The sequence below is a fragment of the Gordonia sp. UBA5067 genome, from assembly GCF_002414845.1.
In the GTDB taxonomy this organism is placed as follows: Bacteria; Actinomycetota; Actinomycetes; order Mycobacteriales; family Mycobacteriaceae; genus Gordonia; species Gordonia defluvii.
The window spans coordinates 18,290-32,284 of the sequence record NZ_DIAX01000069.1 but is presented as its reverse complement, the minus strand read 5'-3'; the positions used below and the strand labels follow the sequence as shown (position 1 = coordinate 32,284).

Below are 13,995 nucleotides of genomic sequence, written 5' to 3'. Positions count from 1 at the left end.
GCACTCTTAGGTCCGAAGAGCCAGGAATCTGCCGTCGCGGCGGCCTCGGCGAGCGCGCCGGGCCCGTAGTCTTCGGTGATCCCCAATTCCGCACGAATGCCGGCGAAGTCGATGTCGGGGGCCGAGAAGTAGCGCACAACTCGAACCTACTATCGGCCACGAGGGGCGAACGAGCCGGCCGATAAGCCGGATCCTGTCCCGCAAGCGGGGGCGACCATCCATCTGGACACACCGTCGCCGGGTGCCTCGAGCAGTCCACCCGCAGACTCGGGCGAGCAGCCCTCAATCGTCCGCGCACCCGCACCGAGTCGGTGCGGGCTTCGACCTTGCTCCGGGTGGGGTTTACCTAGCCGACGCGGTCACCCGCGCCGCTGGTGCGCTCTTACCGCACCGTTTCACCCTTACCGGCGTGCGCCGGCGGTTTGTTTTCTGTGGCACTGTCCCGCGAGTCACCTCGGGTTGCCGTTAACAACCACCCTGCTCTGTGGAGTCCGGACTTTCCTCGTTGCGCGGCGCACCAGAGCCCTGGCCGTTCCGCGCAACGCGGCCGCCTAGCCGGCTCGTTCGCCCATTCAGGGTACACATCTCCCCGCCCAACGCCGCTAGGCGAGTGGATAGCTGCGCAGATGAGAGGTGTCGTTGACGAGCCGTCCCACTGAACCGCCGTCGCCGAAAAACTCCACCACCGACACTGAGGCCAGATCCAGGTGCAGTCCGTACAGCAGTTCGGGACCGACGTGCATCGCCACCCGGAGCATGGACTTGATCGGCGTGACATGGGTGACCAGCACGACGACCTGTCCAGGATGATCGGCGACGATGGCCGCACGGGCATCGGCGATCCGGCGTTCGGCGGCGGCAAAGCTCTCGCCTCCGGGCGGCTCCACCGTCGCATCACGCAGCCACGCGCGATGCAGTTCGGGGTCGCGCTGGGAGGCCTCGGTGAAGGTGAGGCCCTCCCACTGACCGAAGTCGGTTTCTATGAGCCCCTCGTCAACGGTGACCGGTAGACCCGTGGCGGCGGCGAGCGGCGCAGCCGACTGTCTGGCCCGCCGCAGCGGCGACGTGACGATAGCCGCAATCGGCCAGTTGGCGAGGCGGCCCGCAGCCCGAGCCGCCTGGTCGATCCCGATCTCGGTCAGCGCCACGTCATCCCTGCCGGAGTAGCGGCGATCGACCGACAATGCTGTCTGGCCGTGGCGCAACAGCACCAACCGGGTCGACTCAGCCACCGGCCTTGAGACCCGACTCATTCGTGCGAATCAACAACGCGCCACATTCCTCGCAGCGCACCACCTCGTCTGCGGCGGCAGCGGCAATCTTCGACAGCGTGCCACGGTCCAACTCCATCCTGCACCCCCCGCACCGTCCCTGCCGCAGGAGCCCGGCGCCCGGCTTGCCGTGGGCCTGTTGTCGGTCGTAGACCGCCAGCAGTTCTGCTGGTGCGTCGGCAACGATCGCGGCGCGTCGCGTCGCCAAATCGGCGATTCGTCCATCGGCCTCGAGTGCCACGACGCCGCGACGGGCACCCGCATCGGCCGCTTCGGCCTCCAGTGCGACGACCACTGCCTGTGCCCGGTCGTGTTCGGCCGACGTCGCCTCCTGCTGTTCCATGAGGTCGAGCAAGTCGTCCTCGGCGGCACTGCGGCGGCGCACCAGACCGGCGAGTTCGTGCTGTAGTTCCGAGAGGGCTTTGGGTGCGACCCCGGCTTGATTCAGCAGTTCGGCGTCGTGTGCCTCACGGCTACGCATTCCGCTGACTTCCGCTTCGAGCCGCTTATACTCGCGGTCGAGGTCTTGCGCGGCAATGTCGGCGCGGACCGCGTCATCACGGGCGACGCCAATCCGCTTGTCGATCTCGGCGACTTCCTGCTCTTCGGGAAGGTTCGCGCGCCGGTGGCGCAGTTTGGCGAGGTCGGCGTCGACCTCGGCCACTTCGAGCATGATGCGCTGCCGCGCCGCGTCGACTTTCATCTGCGCGAGTGTACTTCCCGCCGCGCCCGCGGAAGATTCCGCAGCAGGCTTACCCCTCGGCGATCACCGCCGCGCCGACGTTCGCCTTCGGGGTCTGCACCTGATTGTCGCCGGACCCGGCGACGGGTTGGGCCGCACTAGGCGTGCAGTACGAACGGATCGGTCGGTTCGGGGTACGCGGCCGCATCGACTCCCAGTGCCGCAAGCAACCCGACCGCCTGCGCACACCACGGAAACTCGGTGGCCCAATGGCCGGCGTCAATCAGTGCTGGTCCGCCCGCCCGCAGCGCCTCGTCGACCACATGATGACGCAGGTCGCCGGTCACGAAGGCGTCGGCGCCCGCGGCGGCGGCAGCCCCGATGAGCGAGTCGCCGGCCCCGCCGCACACCGCGATGCGCCGCAGCCGGCGATCGGGGTCGCCGGCCGCGCGGATCCCCCAGGCGGCGCCGGGCAGCCGCTGGCGGGCGAATGCGACGAACTCGCGCAGCGACATCTCCTTGTCGAGCTCACCAACCCGGCCCAGGCCGACCCCGCTCGGCAAGCCGGCCAGTTCCACCACGTCAAACGCCGGTTCCTCGTACGGATGCGCGGCCCGCAGCGCTGCGAGCAATCCCGCGCGCGCACCACGGGGCGCGACGACCTCAATGCGCGCCTCGGCCACCTCCGACAGGATGCCGACCGCCCCGATCGTCGGCGACGCGCCGGGCAGCGGCTCGAATTGCCCGGTGCCGACGACCGACCACGAGCAGCGCCGGTAGTCGCCGATCGCCCCGGCCCCGGCCGCAAACAGCGCGGCCCGCACCGACTCCGCAGCGCCGACTGGGACCATCACGATCCACTTGTCCAGCTCGGACGGAATGGGTTGCAGCGCAACGGTTCTCTGAAGTCCCAGTAGATCGGCGAGAGCGTCGGAAACGCCGGGGCGGGCACTGTCGGCGTTGGTGTGAGCGGTGTACAGGGCGCATCCGGCGCGAATCAGCGTGTGGATCAGCGCCCCTTTGGGGGTCGTCGTGGCGACACTGTCCACCCCCCGCAGCAGGAGCGGGTGATGTGCGACGACGAGTTCGCAGCCATCGGCCACGGCCCGGGCCACCACTGCGGGGGTCACATCCACACAGACGAGGGCGCGCACCACCGGCGCTGCCGGATCGCCGCACACTAACCCGACCGAATCCCAGTTCTGCGCGAGCCGCGGCGGGTAGGCCGCATCCAGGTCGGCGACAATCTGCGCCAGCGTGACGGTCATGCGATCTCCTTCATCACCGAATCCAACGCCTGGGACAAATCATCGACGACGGAACGCTCGCGGACCGCGAAACGGAGGTACTGCGCCGAGAGCCCAGTGAAGTTCTCCGCGCTGCGCACGGCAAATCCGCGCCGTGCCAGGCCGGCCCGGATCGCGCTCGCCGCGGCGTGCCGGGCCAAGACGAACGGCGCGGCCGGCGGTACCGGGAGGGTGAACCCCGCCGCCCGCAGGCACCCGCACAGGTAGGCGCGCTCGACGGCCACGATCGCCGCCTGTTCGGCGGCGTAAGCCTGCCCCTGCGGGCTCGCACAGGCGCGAAGCGCGACCATCGTCGGCGAGTCCACCGGCCACGCGCGCCGCCGCTTCGTCAGCTTCGTGATCACCGCCGGTGCCGCCAGCAGATATCCGGCGCGCAGCCCGGCCAGTCCAAACGTCTTTGTCACGCTGCGCAACACCACGAGGTCGTCGTGGCGATAGTCGGCCACCGATTCGCCGGTGAGATCGGCGAACGCCTCGTCGACGACGAGCAATCGCCCGCCGGACCTCAGGGACAGTACGTCGCCGGCGCGATGACTGACCGATGTCGGATTGGTCGGGTTGCCGACTACGACGAGATCGGCGTCGGCGGGGATGTCGGCACACACATCGACCAGCCGCCACGGGGCGGTACCCACGACCTCGGTGACACGGGCCCCGGACCGGCGCAGCAGCGACACCGGCTCAGTGAAAGACGGGACGAGGACGGCCGCGTGCCGCAGACCGAGACCGGCCACCAGCTCGAACCCCTCCTCGGCCCCGTTGAGCAGCAACACCTCGTCGGACGTTCGGCCGTGCAGATGCGCCAGGGCCGCCCGGGTGGTCTCGTCATCGGCGGGGCTCGGATAGGCGGCGAGGTTGCCGACGGCCGCCACGAGCGCCTGCGCGACGAACTCCGGCGGCCCTGGTCGCACGTTCACGGCAAAATCGATCATTCCGGGTTGCGCGTCGGCGTCGCCGTGCCGGTCCGGATCCATGCCGCGAGCGTACCGACCCGAGCATCGGCTCTCCGCCACCCGTAGGCTGGTGGGGCGATGACTGCGAAACTTCTCATCTGTGTGGTGTGCACCGGCAACATCTGCCGATCGCCCATGGGACAGAACATCTTGCGGCATGCCCTGGCACGCGATGGTCTGGCCGAGGCGGTCGACGTCGTCAGTGCCGGTACGAGCGGCTGGCACGTGGGTCAGCCGGCCGACAACCGTGCTCGCACCGAGTTGCTCGCCCACGGCTATCCGGACGGCCACGTCGCCGCCCAGCTGGGCCCGACACATGTCGCCGCCGACCTGATCCTCGCGATGGATTCCGGACACCTTCGCGTCCTGGCGCGCAAACGGCTGGGCGGCCGCGTCCGGCTGGTCCGCGACTTCGACCCCGCCTCGGATCCGGAGGCTGACGTCCCCGACCCGTATTACGGGACCGCCGACGACTTCGCACAGACCCGGCAACTCATCGAAGCCGCCGTCCCGGGCATCCTCGACTGGGTTCGGGGGCAGTTGCACGAATCCGTGGCGAGGTGAGTATGTCGGCGCCCACCACTTCCGCCGCCCGCCCGTCGGTGCTGCGCCTCGTGCTGCGGCCCGGCTGGATCGCCCTGGGCATCGCCGTCGTCGCCTTTGCGGCCCTGTGCTTCTCCGTGCTGGCGCCCTGGCAGCTCGGGAAGAACTCGTCGACCACCCATCGCAACGAACTCATCCGCCATGCGGTGGTCACTCCGCCGACACCCCTTGACCAGGTGGTTCACGGTTCGGCCGGGTTCGATCCGCAGACCGAATGGCGCGCAGTGACCCTGACCGGACGCTACCGGCCCGAGCAGCAGGTCCTCTTGCGGCTGCGCAGCATCGACGGCCAACCGGCCGTCGAGGTGCTCACCGCATTCCAGACCGGCGAGGCGACCTACCTGGTGAACCGTGGATTTGTGCGCCCGTCGAAGGCGGCCGCGATACCCGAGGTCGCCGCCCCACCGGCAGGCCCGGTACAGATCACCGCACGCATCCGGGCCAGCGAAGGAACCAGCCCCACCCGCGGCGTCGCACCCATCGACGGCACCATGACCGCCTACTCCATCGACCCCGCCGACGCCGGCCGCGCGCTGGGCACCAAGCTGGCGCCGTTCTACCTGCAACTGTCTACAGACCAGCCCGGCTCACTCAACCCCATCACCCTCCCGCAGCTCGAGACCGGCCCCTACCTCTCCTACGGCCTGCAGTGGCTCGCGTTCGGCATCATGGCGCCGCTCGGCGTCGCGTACTTCCTGTACACCGAGATCCGGCAGCGCCGCCGGCAGCGGGAGGCGGCCGCACAGCCGTCGGCCGCGCCCGACGGTGGCACGTCGGCCACTGGCGTCAAGGACCGGATGCGCGCGGCCGGATTCGCCACCGGAACCAAACAGCGACAAAAGATCGGTTCCGCGCCCGCGGTCGAGGCCGCCGACGGGGAAGTCAAGCGCAAGCTCGCCGACCGCTACGGACACGGCTGAGCGCCACGACGACGGCGATCACCGTTGCACCGGCCCGAACACGCCGTGACAACCGCACGGCCGCCCGCAAATCCGCCACCCCCGGACCAGGTCCCTCGCCGAGCACCGGCCGATCCTCGACGTAGCCGTGATAGGCGGTGGCGCCGCCGAGCGCAATGCCGAGAGATCCCGCAAACGCCGCCTCGACGACCCCGGCATTGGGGCTCGGATGCCGGCGGGCGTCCCGGCGCCACGTGTGCACCGCTGCCCCGGCCCGGGAACCGCATACCACGGCGAGGCCACCAGTCAGCCGCGCGGGAAGATAGTTCGCCACGTCATCCAGACGAGCACTGGCCCAGCCGAATTCGCGGTAGCGGTCGGTGCGGTAGCCGACCATCGCGTCGAGCGTGTTGATGGCGCGGTACGCCAACACCCCGGGTGCACCGGCAACCGCGGCCGCGAGCAGCGGCGCGACCGCGGCATCGGAGGTGTTCTCCGCGATCGACTCGACCGCTGCCCGGCAGATACCCCCCTCGTCGAGCGCCGCGGGATCGCGCCCACACAGACTCGGCACCAGGGCGCGCGCCGACTCGATGTCGCCGGCATCCAATGCGTCGGCCAGCGCCGCACCCACGTCGGCCAGCGACCGTCCGCCCAGCGCGGTCCACGTCGCCACCGCGACGCCAAGGGCGCCCAATCGACCGAGGACGCCCCCGGCAAGCGCGGCCATTCCCACGCAGATCGCGGTGAAAGCCGCGCCGCGCACCCGCGTCGGCGCATAGGCACGTCGCTCCAGCGCGGCCGCCAGGCGACCGAAGCCGGCCACCGGATGCCACCGGAGTGGATCACCGATGACCGAGTCGGCCAGCGCCCCAACGGCTATCCCCGCCGCAGTCCTCATATCGCGATCGTATCGGTGGCAATAGAATGGGCCGAGTGGCACCGCGCAGCACCGGCCCCGTCCCGGGCCTCTACCCGATCGACACCGGCACCGCGGAGTTGTCGCCGTCGGACGGTGGCTGGCTCGTCCGCATCAACGGCGCCGAGAGCAGTCACATCGACCCCGACGACCCGCGCCGACTCGATTTCGAGTACATGCGCCAGATGGCGCTCGTCATCGACGAGCATTTCGACTTCGCCTCGCGCGGGCCGCGCGTGCTGCACCTGGGGGCCGCCGCGTGTGCGCTACCCCGCTTTCTCGACCACCGCTACGAGGGGGCACGACAGGTTGCCGTCGAGATTGATGCGGCACTGGCCACCTATGCGCGCGAATGGTTCGATCTGCCGCGCGCCCCGGCATTGCGAATCCGGGTCGGTGACGCGCGCGCCGTCGCTGAGGGGCTTACCCCTGGAACCAGGGACATCGTCGTCCGCGATGCGTTCCGTGGAGAACGGGCACCGACCCACCTGACCACCGTCGAGTTCACCGAGGCAGTTGCCGCCCTCCTCGACACCGGCGGAATGTACCTCGTCAATTGCGCCGACGACCGGGGACTGCGACTGGCGCGTGCCGAGGTCGCCACCATCGCCGGCGTCTTCGCGCATGTCGCAGTCATCGCCGACGCGGCCATGCTCAAGGGACGCCGCACCGGCAACGTGGTCATCGCAGCCGCTCACGAGCCCATCGTCGCCACGGCATCGTTGACCCGCGCCCTGCTGTCCGATCCCCTGCCGGCCCAGATCCTCGACCGAGACCGGGCCCGCGCCTTCGCCGGCGGCGCAGCGCCGCTGCTAGATCGTGTAGGCGAGGTTCGCAACAATCCGATCGCCTAGGCCGCGATCGCCGCTGATGTGCACCGCCGATGGCGCCGCGTCCCGCCGTCCGCCGACGAGCCGGAAGAACTCACACGTATCGACGGTCGCCACCACGTCGGGCCCGACCGCGGCTGGCGATACCAGGTGCGCCCGGTCGGCGACCTCGACGGCGAGGGTCTGCTGCACCAGTCCGGTCAGTTCGACGACGACGGTCGTTCCGACCGGCACTCCTGCACGCTTGGCCAGCACATACGGCAGCGCCGCCGCGACCTCCTCGACGGCGACCGCAGCCGGGCCCGAGTCGTGCGGTGGCACCAGACCCACGCCGTCGCGCACATCGAGTTCGTGGATCCAGCAGTCGAACACGCGGATCCGCATGAACCGCGCATAGCTGCCCGGTCCGGCCGGGGTCATGGTTTCGGCGGCGAGGTCGTCGGCGGACATGGCGGCCAGTGACCTGGTCCGCTCGGCGGTGATGGCGTCGAATGCCGCCAACAGTGCCGCCGGCCCCAATCCGCGGAACTCCTCCAGCCACTGCTCGTTCAGCTCTCCAATCGGGTTGCGAACATGGGCGCGCCCCGCAACGTCGTGTACCGGCACGGGAAGTCCCGCCAACAGGCTCTCCGTACCGATCACGTGGCCCAGGATGTCTGAGTTCGACCACCCTGGCAGGACCGACGGGGCGGCCAACTGGTCGGCGGAGAGGGTGGCGAAGAGATCTCGAAGCGCGGCCCACTGCACGGTGAGCGCAGCGATCACGGTCTGCGGCTCGATCATCACCGCACCGGATCCAGACAACTCGCCGCCGCCTCGACGATCGAGCACGCCGCCGGTGCGCGCGTCGGCCGGTAGTTCGATCCGACGCCGTTGCGCGCGGTGATCCGCCGATAGACCGCCACCGCGTCGGTCGGGATGCGTCGCAAAGTCCGGTCGGCCAGCACATTGACCGTGTACAACCCGAAGCGCGGTGTGTAGCTGCCCCACTCGTAGTTGTCGGTCAGGCTCCAGTAGTTGTAGCCGATCACCGGGATTCCGTCGGCCCGTGCCCGCTGCACCCAATAGATCAGATCGGCAAGCTGGTCGCCGCGCCGGTAGCCGTCGGCCCGCGGCCCGCCACCGGCGGTCGGCATCCCGCTTTCGACGATGTAGATCGGCCGGCCCGGGTAGCGGCGGGCGTTGTGGCGCAACGCGTAATAGATGCTCTCGGCGCTAACCGGCAACCCGGCTAACCCGTCGCGCACGGCACCCGCCGCCGCCAGCGGGTTGCTCAGCGTGAACCCGTAGTAGGTGTCGACGCCCACGAAGTCGGCGTGGCGCATGAACCGATCGGTGAGCGCCACATCGATCACCGGCTCGGCACCGGCGGGCATATACGCCGAGTTCGACGTCACCATTGCACCGGGCTGGGCACGGTGGATCACCCGATAGATCTGCTGATGCACCTGCACCATCCGATCGGCCACGACCGGAGCCGCTGCGGGCGACAACTCCCCCCGCATCAACTGCTGGGCGATGTTCATGATCGGCTCGTTGAACGTGACCCACATGGGCCTGAACTTCGCGAATCGGTGTACCACGCGCTGCGCGTATGCCAGCCACAATCGGACCGACGCGGGATTGGTCCAGCCTCCGGCACGCATCATCCACTGCGGATAGACCCAGTGGTCGATGGTGATCATCGGCCGCATCCCCGCCGCAACGATCGCGCCGATCATGTCGTCGTAGTAGGCCCACTCATGCTGATCGAACCGGGTGGGCGCGGGCTGTACCCGTGCCCATTCGACGCCGATCCGGTAGACCTTGACTCCCAGTCCCGCGGCGAGCGCAATGTCCGATCGATACCTGTTTCGGAAGTCCACCGAGGTGCCGATCGGCGTTTGCCCGGCGCGTGGCACCGTCCAGTTGCTGGCCGGAATGCCGTCGGGCGACCCTTCGGACTGAAATCCCGACGAGGCGACGCCCCACAGAAACCCCGGCGGCAGGGGCGCCGCCGCATGACTTGCCGCGGGCAACGCGGTCATCGTCGCCGCAATGGCGATTGCCACCACCGCCGGCCTGGTGAGCAGTGCCATCAACACATCCCTGAGTGTGAGTTTCACCACACCCAGGTGACGAAATGGTCACGCTTCGTGCGGCGATACGCTGGTAAGCCAATCCGGTTGCCCCGAACGATGCAGGCAACCGCCGCGTTTCACCCTATTCTGGTCGTCGTGCTTTCTCGTCGACTTGCGCTATCCGCCGGTGTGCTCGCCGTTGCGGGTCTCCTCGGTGGCAGCGCCGCACAGTATGTGTTGGCCGCGCCGCGGGTCGAGGCGACGCCGGCCGCCGGTTGCGCCGGTTCGGCCAATCTCATCGCAAACTCCTCGGTCAACCGCATCGTCACCGTCAACGGCGTCGAACGGCACTTTCGCGTCCACCTCCCGGCGGGCTACAACCGGGGCAAGGCAAGCCCGTTGATCGTCGCGTTCCATGGCCGCGGTGAGCAAGCCGATGCTTTTGAGCATTACACGCAGTTGTCCCGCCTCCCTGCCATCGCCGTCTACCCCGAGGGCTTGCGCAGCGCCGAGGGTCCACGATCGTGGCAGTCTGCGCCCTATGCCAATCCGCGGGCCGATGACGTCGAGTTCACCCGGGCGGTCATCCGCACCGTCCGATCCGAGGCGTGCGTCGACAACAGCCGCGTTTTTGCTGTGGGTCGCTCCAACGGGGGCGGGCTGGCCAATCTGGTCGCCTGCCGGTTGCCGGGACAGTTCGCGGCCGTCGCCATGGTGTCGGGGGCCTTCTACCCGCAGTCGCAGGCCGGCTGCGCCGGCACGCGGCCCGTATCGCGCATCGAGTTCCACGGCACCGCTGATCAGATCATCCCCTACGGGGGAATGGAGAAGTTCGGCTTTGCCCTCCCGCCGATTCCTGCCGTGGTCGGCGGCTGGGCCGCCGGCGCGGGGTGCCAGCGCCCCGTCGAGCGCAAGATCGCCGCAGATGTCACGCGCATCGACTGGCCGGCCTGCCAACCGCTCGGCGTCATGGTGAGCCATGTGCGCATCGATGGCGGCACCCACCGCTGGCCCGGCTCGTCCGGCGCGCTGTGGCGTCCGTCGAACCGCATCAATGCGGCCGCGCTGATCTGGCAGTTCTTCCAGCTGCAACGCCCCGGACTGATCGGCAGCTGATCGGCGTTGCTTCCCGGCCGTTGACACATTCTCGGCCCACTTGTCAGGGTCCTGCGTGACGACCCGATCCCGTGATACACGTTCTCCGGGTGGTAACCGTGGTGCGCGCAGTAGGATTTGAACCTACGACCGCTGGTGTGTAAGACCAGAGCTCTACCGCTGAGCTATACGCGCGTGACCGCCGACGCCGACGGTAGCCCACGCAAATCTAGCCTGACCGCCGGTCAGGGTTCAAACAGGCGTGCCGCATCAGGCCAGCGTGCCGCATCAGGCCAGCCGGAGCGCACGCTCCCACACCGTTGCATCGCGCGGGGCACCGGCCTCGGCAACGTCGGCGAACAACACGGTGCGGTCGCGATCGACGAGAACCGTACCGCGCAGCGGGTAGCCGTGCCGCTCGCTGAAGACACCATATTGCTGCGCAACGGCGCCGTGCGGCCAGAAGTCGGACAGTAGCGGAAACAAGAAGCCCTGCGCACTCGACCACACCTTGTGCGTCGGCGGCGGCCCGACCGAGATCGCGACGGTCGTCAATGAGTCGTTCTCGAACTCGGGAAGGCGATCACGAATCAACGCCAACTCGCCCTCGCAGTTTCCCGTGAAGGCAAGGGGGAAGAAAACCAGCAGCACCCGTCGATCGGCACTGAGCCCAACGAGATTCACCTTGCGGTTGTTCTGGTCCGGCAGCGTGAAATCGGGGGCCCGATCACCGACGGCGATCAATTCCTGCATGGCTAGCGCGCGCTGCGCGAACGGGGCTGGACGAGCCTGGTAGCCGTCCAGTCACCCAGATTCGTGACGCTGGTCTGGGTGAGGCCAGCCGTCTCCGCCGCCTCGCTGACCTCGCTGGGCTCGACGTGGCCGGTGCGCCCCGTCTTCGGCGACAGGACCCAGAGGTACCCGTCATCGGCCAGCGGGCCGATCGCTTCGATGAGCGCATCGGTCAGGTCCCCGTCGTCGTCGCGCCACCAGAGCAGGACCACGTCGATGACTTCGATGGCGTCCTCGTCGAGCATCTCCGCATCGATGATGTCCTCGATGCCGACGCGCAGGTCGTCGTCGGTGTCGTCGTCCCAACCCAACTCCTGAACGACAAGCCCCTTGCTCAACCCCAGCGTCTGCGCACCGGATTCATCGGCGGCGACCACGCGCGACCTCCTCGTTATATGGCGGGCGCCGAGTGGATTCTCGACGACCTGTGTTGCTATCCCACAGGCTTGTGCGCCTGAGCGCAACCCGAAACACCGGATAATCGGCTACCGGGGCAGGAACTTGCGGCACACGGTGACCAATTGCCGACGCGATTGGTCCCATTCGCGCGCGGCCGGGTTGAGTGCGAGTCGCTCCTGGCCGGCGACGGCCTTGCGAAGTTCACTCGAGGCCCGAGCAGTCTTCGACAGCGCGGTTTTCACGTCCGCGGGCAGGTCTCGGCCCTGCGCCGTGCGCAGTCTCTGGGCGTCCAGGTCGAACTGGACGAGCGCCGTTTGGTCGGTCCCCTTCAGTGCCGCCATGTCCTGGGTCGCGTTCAGCGTCGCAACCATCGCGTTGTAGGCGTCGACGGTGGCCCGCATTCCCGTCAGCACCACCGCGCACGACGACGCGGCATGGGACTCCTGGCGTACCGCCTGCTGCTGTGCGGCGTACGACACGACCTGCCCCTGTGGCGCGTGGGCCCGCCCGGTCACCGTGCAGCCCGACGCGCCGGCGACGACGGCCGCCGACAGCAGCAGTGCCACGCTCAGCCGATGTAGGTCTTGCACAGGGCCGTGAACCCATCGCGCTCGTTGTTCATCTCGCGGGCCGCGTTATTCATTGCCGTGGCGTTGCGCGACAGGACGGCACCGCGCTGCGCCTCGCGCGCCACAATCATCTTGCCCAGCTGTTTCTTGAGGTCCTCGGGAAGATCCTTGTTCGACGCGGTGCGCAAGGCGGCGATATCGTCGTCGATGCGCTCAACGGCCTTGTTCACCAGGTTCTGGTCGAAGCCGCCCGATGCGTTGAACGCACGGATCATCTCGTTGTAGACATCGACGCTCTGCCGCATCGACATCGGGATGGTCAGGCAGGACATCAACGCATTGGCCTTCTGCCGCTTAACGGCCTGCTGCGCCCGGTACGCGGCGACCTCGGCCTGCGGTGCACCGGCCTCCCCGGAAACGGTGCATCCGGTGAGGACCCCCACCGTCGCCACCGCGGCGATCACGCCGACGAGCAGCCGGCGTCGCGGCCCGGTCTTCGTAGTGGTGTCGATCATGAATCTCCGTACTGGTTGGCGATGGCCATTGACCCGGCGCAGCTCCCACCGGCGCACCCTAGAGACTATCGGCAATCGACGCGCCGTCCACGATCGCCCATTCATCCGGCCCACCCGGTCGCTGCGCCCATTCCAGTGGATTGGGCGGGCGAAGAGCGCAGGAACACTATTAGGCTAATAGTGCGAGACACGTCACCCTCGTGTTCGCACGCCGCTCGCGCCGCGCACCACAATCGCGCGGCCACAACAGAATCGTAAGGAACCGATCATCGTGTCTGACGAGTCGACCGCCCCCCACCGCGTCCGGGTTATCCGCGAAGGCGTGGCCTCCTATCTGCCTGATATCGATCCGGAGGAAACCTCCGAATGGATGAACTCGCTCGACGGGCTGATCGATGCCGCCGGCCCGGCTCGTGCCCGCTACCTGATGCTGCGCCTACTCGAGCGCGCCGGCGAGCGTCACATCTCGATCCCCGCGCTGACCTCCACCGACTACGTCAACACCATCCCGACCGAGAATGAGCCGTGGTTTCCCGGCGATGAAGAAGTCGAGCGAAACTTCCGTCGACTCATCCGCTGGAATGCCGCCATCATGGTGCACCGCGCACAGCGCCCGGGAATCGGCGTCGGCGGGCACATCTCCACCTACGCGTCGTCGGCGTCGCTCTACGAAGTGGGCTTCAACCACTTCTTCCGCGGTCAGGACCACCCGGGCGGCGGCGACCAGATCTTCATCCAGGGCCACGCGTCGCCCGGTATCTACGCCCGCGCCTTCCTCGAAGGACGGCTCACCGAAGACCAGCTGGACGGCTTCCGCCAGGAACACAGCCATGCCGGACTCGGCGGCGGATTGCCCTCGTACCCGCACCCCCGGCTGATGCCGGACTTCTGGCAGTTCCCGACCGTGTCGATGGGGCTCGGCCCGATGAACGCGATTCTGCAGGCGCGGTTCAACCACTACCTCCACGACCGCGGTCTGAAAGACACGAGTGACCAGCACGTGTGGGCGTTTCTCGGCGACGGCGAGATGGACGAGCCCGAATCGCGCGGCCTGCTGCAGATCGCGGCGACCGAAGCGCTCGACAACCTCACCTTCGTCAT

The 13,995-nt window shown here is 68.5% G+C and carries 15 protein-coding genes, 1 tRNA gene, 1 other RNA gene and 1 pseudogene; 5 read left to right on the top strand and 13 right to left on the bottom strand.

The genetic code is table 11. The features are described 5' to 3' along the window. Window positions 1-166: 166 nt before the first annotated feature. The 5 genes from rnpB to cobC form a co-directional block, all read right to left on the bottom strand. Window positions 167-563, bottom strand: an RNA gene (gene rnpB / locus B4M62_RS12010) — RNase P RNA component class A. A 39-nt stretch (window positions 564-602) separates the two neighbouring features. Beyond that, complete coding sequence (locus B4M62_RS12005; RefSeq protein ID WP_290713124.1) at window positions 603-1,232, bottom strand: histidine phosphatase family protein; 630 nt, start codon at window positions 1,230-1,232, stop codon at window positions 603-605. Continuing rightward, window positions 1,225-1,974, bottom strand: coding sequence for a zinc ribbon domain-containing protein (locus B4M62_RS12000; protein WP_290713121.1), 750 nt, complete (start codon window positions 1,972-1,974; stop codon window positions 1,225-1,227). The genes B4M62_RS12005 and B4M62_RS12000 overlap by 8 nt, the downstream gene beginning before the upstream one ends. A 137-nt stretch (window positions 1,975-2,111) precedes the next feature. Beyond that, a complete protein-coding gene (locus B4M62_RS11995; protein ID WP_290713118.1) occupies window positions 2,112-3,221 on the bottom strand; it encodes a Nif3-like dinuclear metal center hexameric protein in 1,110 nt (369 codons plus the stop codon). Next, window positions 3,218-4,234, bottom strand: coding sequence for an Rv2231c family pyridoxal phosphate-dependent protein CobC (gene cobC, locus B4M62_RS11990; RefSeq protein WP_290713115.1), 1,017 nt, complete (start codon window positions 4,232-4,234; stop codon window positions 3,218-3,220). Before cobC ends, B4M62_RS11995 begins: the two co-directional genes overlap by 4 nt. Window positions 4,235-4,291: 57 nt before the next feature. On the opposite strand from cobC, the gene B4M62_RS11985 reads away from it, so the two are divergent. Both B4M62_RS11985 and B4M62_RS11980 read left to right on the top strand, forming a co-directional pair. Next, on the top strand, window positions 4,292-4,777 hold the full coding sequence (locus tag B4M62_RS11985; protein ID WP_290713112.1) for a low molecular weight protein-tyrosine-phosphatase: 486 nt from the start codon (window positions 4,292-4,294) through the stop codon (window positions 4,775-4,777). Window positions 4,778-4,779: 2 nt separating this feature from the next. Next, window positions 4,780-5,736 (top strand): SURF1 family protein, encoded by a 957-nt coding sequence (locus tag B4M62_RS11980; protein WP_290713110.1) that lies wholly within the window; start codon window positions 4,780-4,782, stop codon window positions 5,734-5,736. On the opposite strand, the gene B4M62_RS11975 is transcribed toward B4M62_RS11980, so the two are convergent. Continuing rightward, window positions 5,699-6,616: a cobalamin biosynthesis protein gene (locus tag B4M62_RS11975; RefSeq protein WP_290713107.1), complete on the bottom strand. Its 918-nt coding sequence runs from the start codon at window positions 6,614-6,616 to the stop codon at window positions 5,699-5,701. The genes B4M62_RS11980 and B4M62_RS11975 overlap by 38 nt on opposite strands. A gap of 26 nt (window positions 6,617-6,642) precedes the next feature. On the opposite strand from B4M62_RS11975, the gene B4M62_RS11970 reads away from it, so the two are divergent. Continuing rightward, the gene (locus tag B4M62_RS11970) at window positions 6,643-7,488 is read left to right on the top strand and encodes a spermidine synthase (RefSeq protein WP_290713104.1); all 846 of its coding nucleotides are present in this window, start codon (window positions 6,643-6,645) and stop codon (window positions 7,486-7,488) included. Here the strand turns inward: B4M62_RS11970 and B4M62_RS11965 are convergent. Further along, window positions 7,447-8,247, bottom strand: coding sequence for a maleylpyruvate isomerase N-terminal domain-containing protein (locus B4M62_RS11965; RefSeq protein ID WP_290713101.1), 801 nt, complete (start codon window positions 8,245-8,247; stop codon window positions 7,447-7,449). The two genes, B4M62_RS11970 and B4M62_RS11965, sit on opposite strands and share 42 nt — an antisense overlap. Beyond that, window positions 8,247-9,491, bottom strand: coding sequence for a family 1 glycosylhydrolase (locus B4M62_RS11960; protein ID WP_414651835.1), 1,245 nt, complete (start codon window positions 9,489-9,491; stop codon window positions 8,247-8,249). The genes B4M62_RS11965 and B4M62_RS11960 overlap by 1 nt, the downstream gene beginning before the upstream one ends. A 189-nt stretch (window positions 9,492-9,680) precedes the next feature. Between B4M62_RS11960 and B4M62_RS11955 the strand changes: the two genes are divergently transcribed. After that, window positions 9,681-10,640, top strand: coding sequence for an alpha/beta hydrolase family esterase (locus B4M62_RS11955; RefSeq protein WP_290713098.1), 960 nt, complete (start codon window positions 9,681-9,683; stop codon window positions 10,638-10,640). 99 nt (window positions 10,641-10,739) lie between these two features. Here the strand turns inward: B4M62_RS11955 and B4M62_RS11950 are convergent. The 5 genes from B4M62_RS11950 to B4M62_RS11930 all read right to left on the bottom strand — a co-directional run bounded on the left by B4M62_RS11950 (window position 10,740) and on the right by B4M62_RS11930 (window position 12,894). After that, window positions 10,740-10,814 (bottom strand) — tRNA-Val (locus B4M62_RS11950). Window positions 10,815-10,907: 93 nt separating this feature from the next. After that, window positions 10,908-11,372, bottom strand: a complete 465-nt coding sequence (locus B4M62_RS11945) for a peroxiredoxin (protein WP_290713095.1) — start codon at window positions 11,370-11,372, stop codon at window positions 10,908-10,910. 2 nt (window positions 11,373-11,374) lie between these two features. After that, entirely contained in the window at window positions 11,375-11,788 is a 414-nt protein-coding gene (locus B4M62_RS11940) for a DUF3052 domain-containing protein (protein ID WP_290713092.1), read from the bottom strand. Between the two features lie 108 nt (window positions 11,789-11,896). Continuing rightward, a complete protein-coding gene (locus B4M62_RS11935; protein WP_290713090.1) occupies window positions 11,897-12,376 on the bottom strand; it encodes a hypothetical protein in 480 nt (159 codons plus the stop codon). Between the two features lie 2 nt (window positions 12,377-12,378). After that, window positions 12,379-12,894 (bottom strand): hypothetical protein, encoded by a 516-nt coding sequence (locus B4M62_RS11930; protein WP_290713087.1) that lies wholly within the window; start codon window positions 12,892-12,894, stop codon window positions 12,379-12,381. Between the two features lie 271 nt (window positions 12,895-13,165). Here B4M62_RS11930 and B4M62_RS11925 point away from each other — a divergent pair. Beyond that, window positions 13,166-13,995, top strand: a pseudogene (locus tag B4M62_RS11925) (pyruvate dehydrogenase (acetyl-transferring), homodimeric type); the annotation flags it as partial.

Coding starts and splice junctions, on each gene's coding strand:
- B4M62_RS12000 (WP_290713121.1), bottom strand. CDS start 1,974: ATGAAAGTCGACGCGGCGCGGCAGCGCATCATGCTCGAAGTGGCCGAG.
- B4M62_RS11995 (WP_290713118.1), bottom strand. CDS start 3,221: ATGACCGTCACGCTGGCGCAGATTGTCGCCGACCTGGATGCGGCCTAC.
- cobC (WP_290713115.1), bottom strand. CDS start 4,234: ATGGATCCGGACCGGCACGGCGACGCCGACGCGCAACCCGGAATGATC.
- B4M62_RS11985 (WP_290713112.1), top strand. CDS start 4,292: ATGACTGCGAAACTTCTCATCTGTGTGGTGTGCACCGGCAACATCTGC.
- B4M62_RS11980 (WP_290713110.1), top strand. CDS start 4,780: ATGTCGGCGCCCACCACTTCCGCCGCCCGCCCGTCGGTGCTGCGCCTC.
- B4M62_RS11975 (WP_290713107.1), bottom strand. CDS start 6,616: ATGAGGACTGCGGCGGGGATAGCCGTTGGGGCGCTGGCCGACTCGGTC.
- B4M62_RS11970 (WP_290713104.1), top strand. CDS start 6,643: ATGGGCCGAGTGGCACCGCGCAGCACCGGCCCCGTCCCGGGCCTCTAC.
- B4M62_RS11965 (WP_290713101.1), bottom strand. CDS start 8,247: ATGATCGAGCCGCAGACCGTGATCGCTGCGCTCACCGTGCAGTGGGCC.
- B4M62_RS11960 (WP_414651835.1), bottom strand. CDS start 9,491: ATGACCGCGTTGCCCGCGGCAAGTCATGCGGCGGCGCCCCTGCCGCCG.
- B4M62_RS11945 (WP_290713095.1), bottom strand. CDS start 11,372: ATGCAGGAATTGATCGCCGTCGGTGATCGGGCCCCCGATTTCACGCTG.
- B4M62_RS11930 (WP_290713087.1), bottom strand. CDS start 12,894: ATGATCGACACCACTACGAAGACCGGGCCGCGACGCCGGCTGCTCGTC.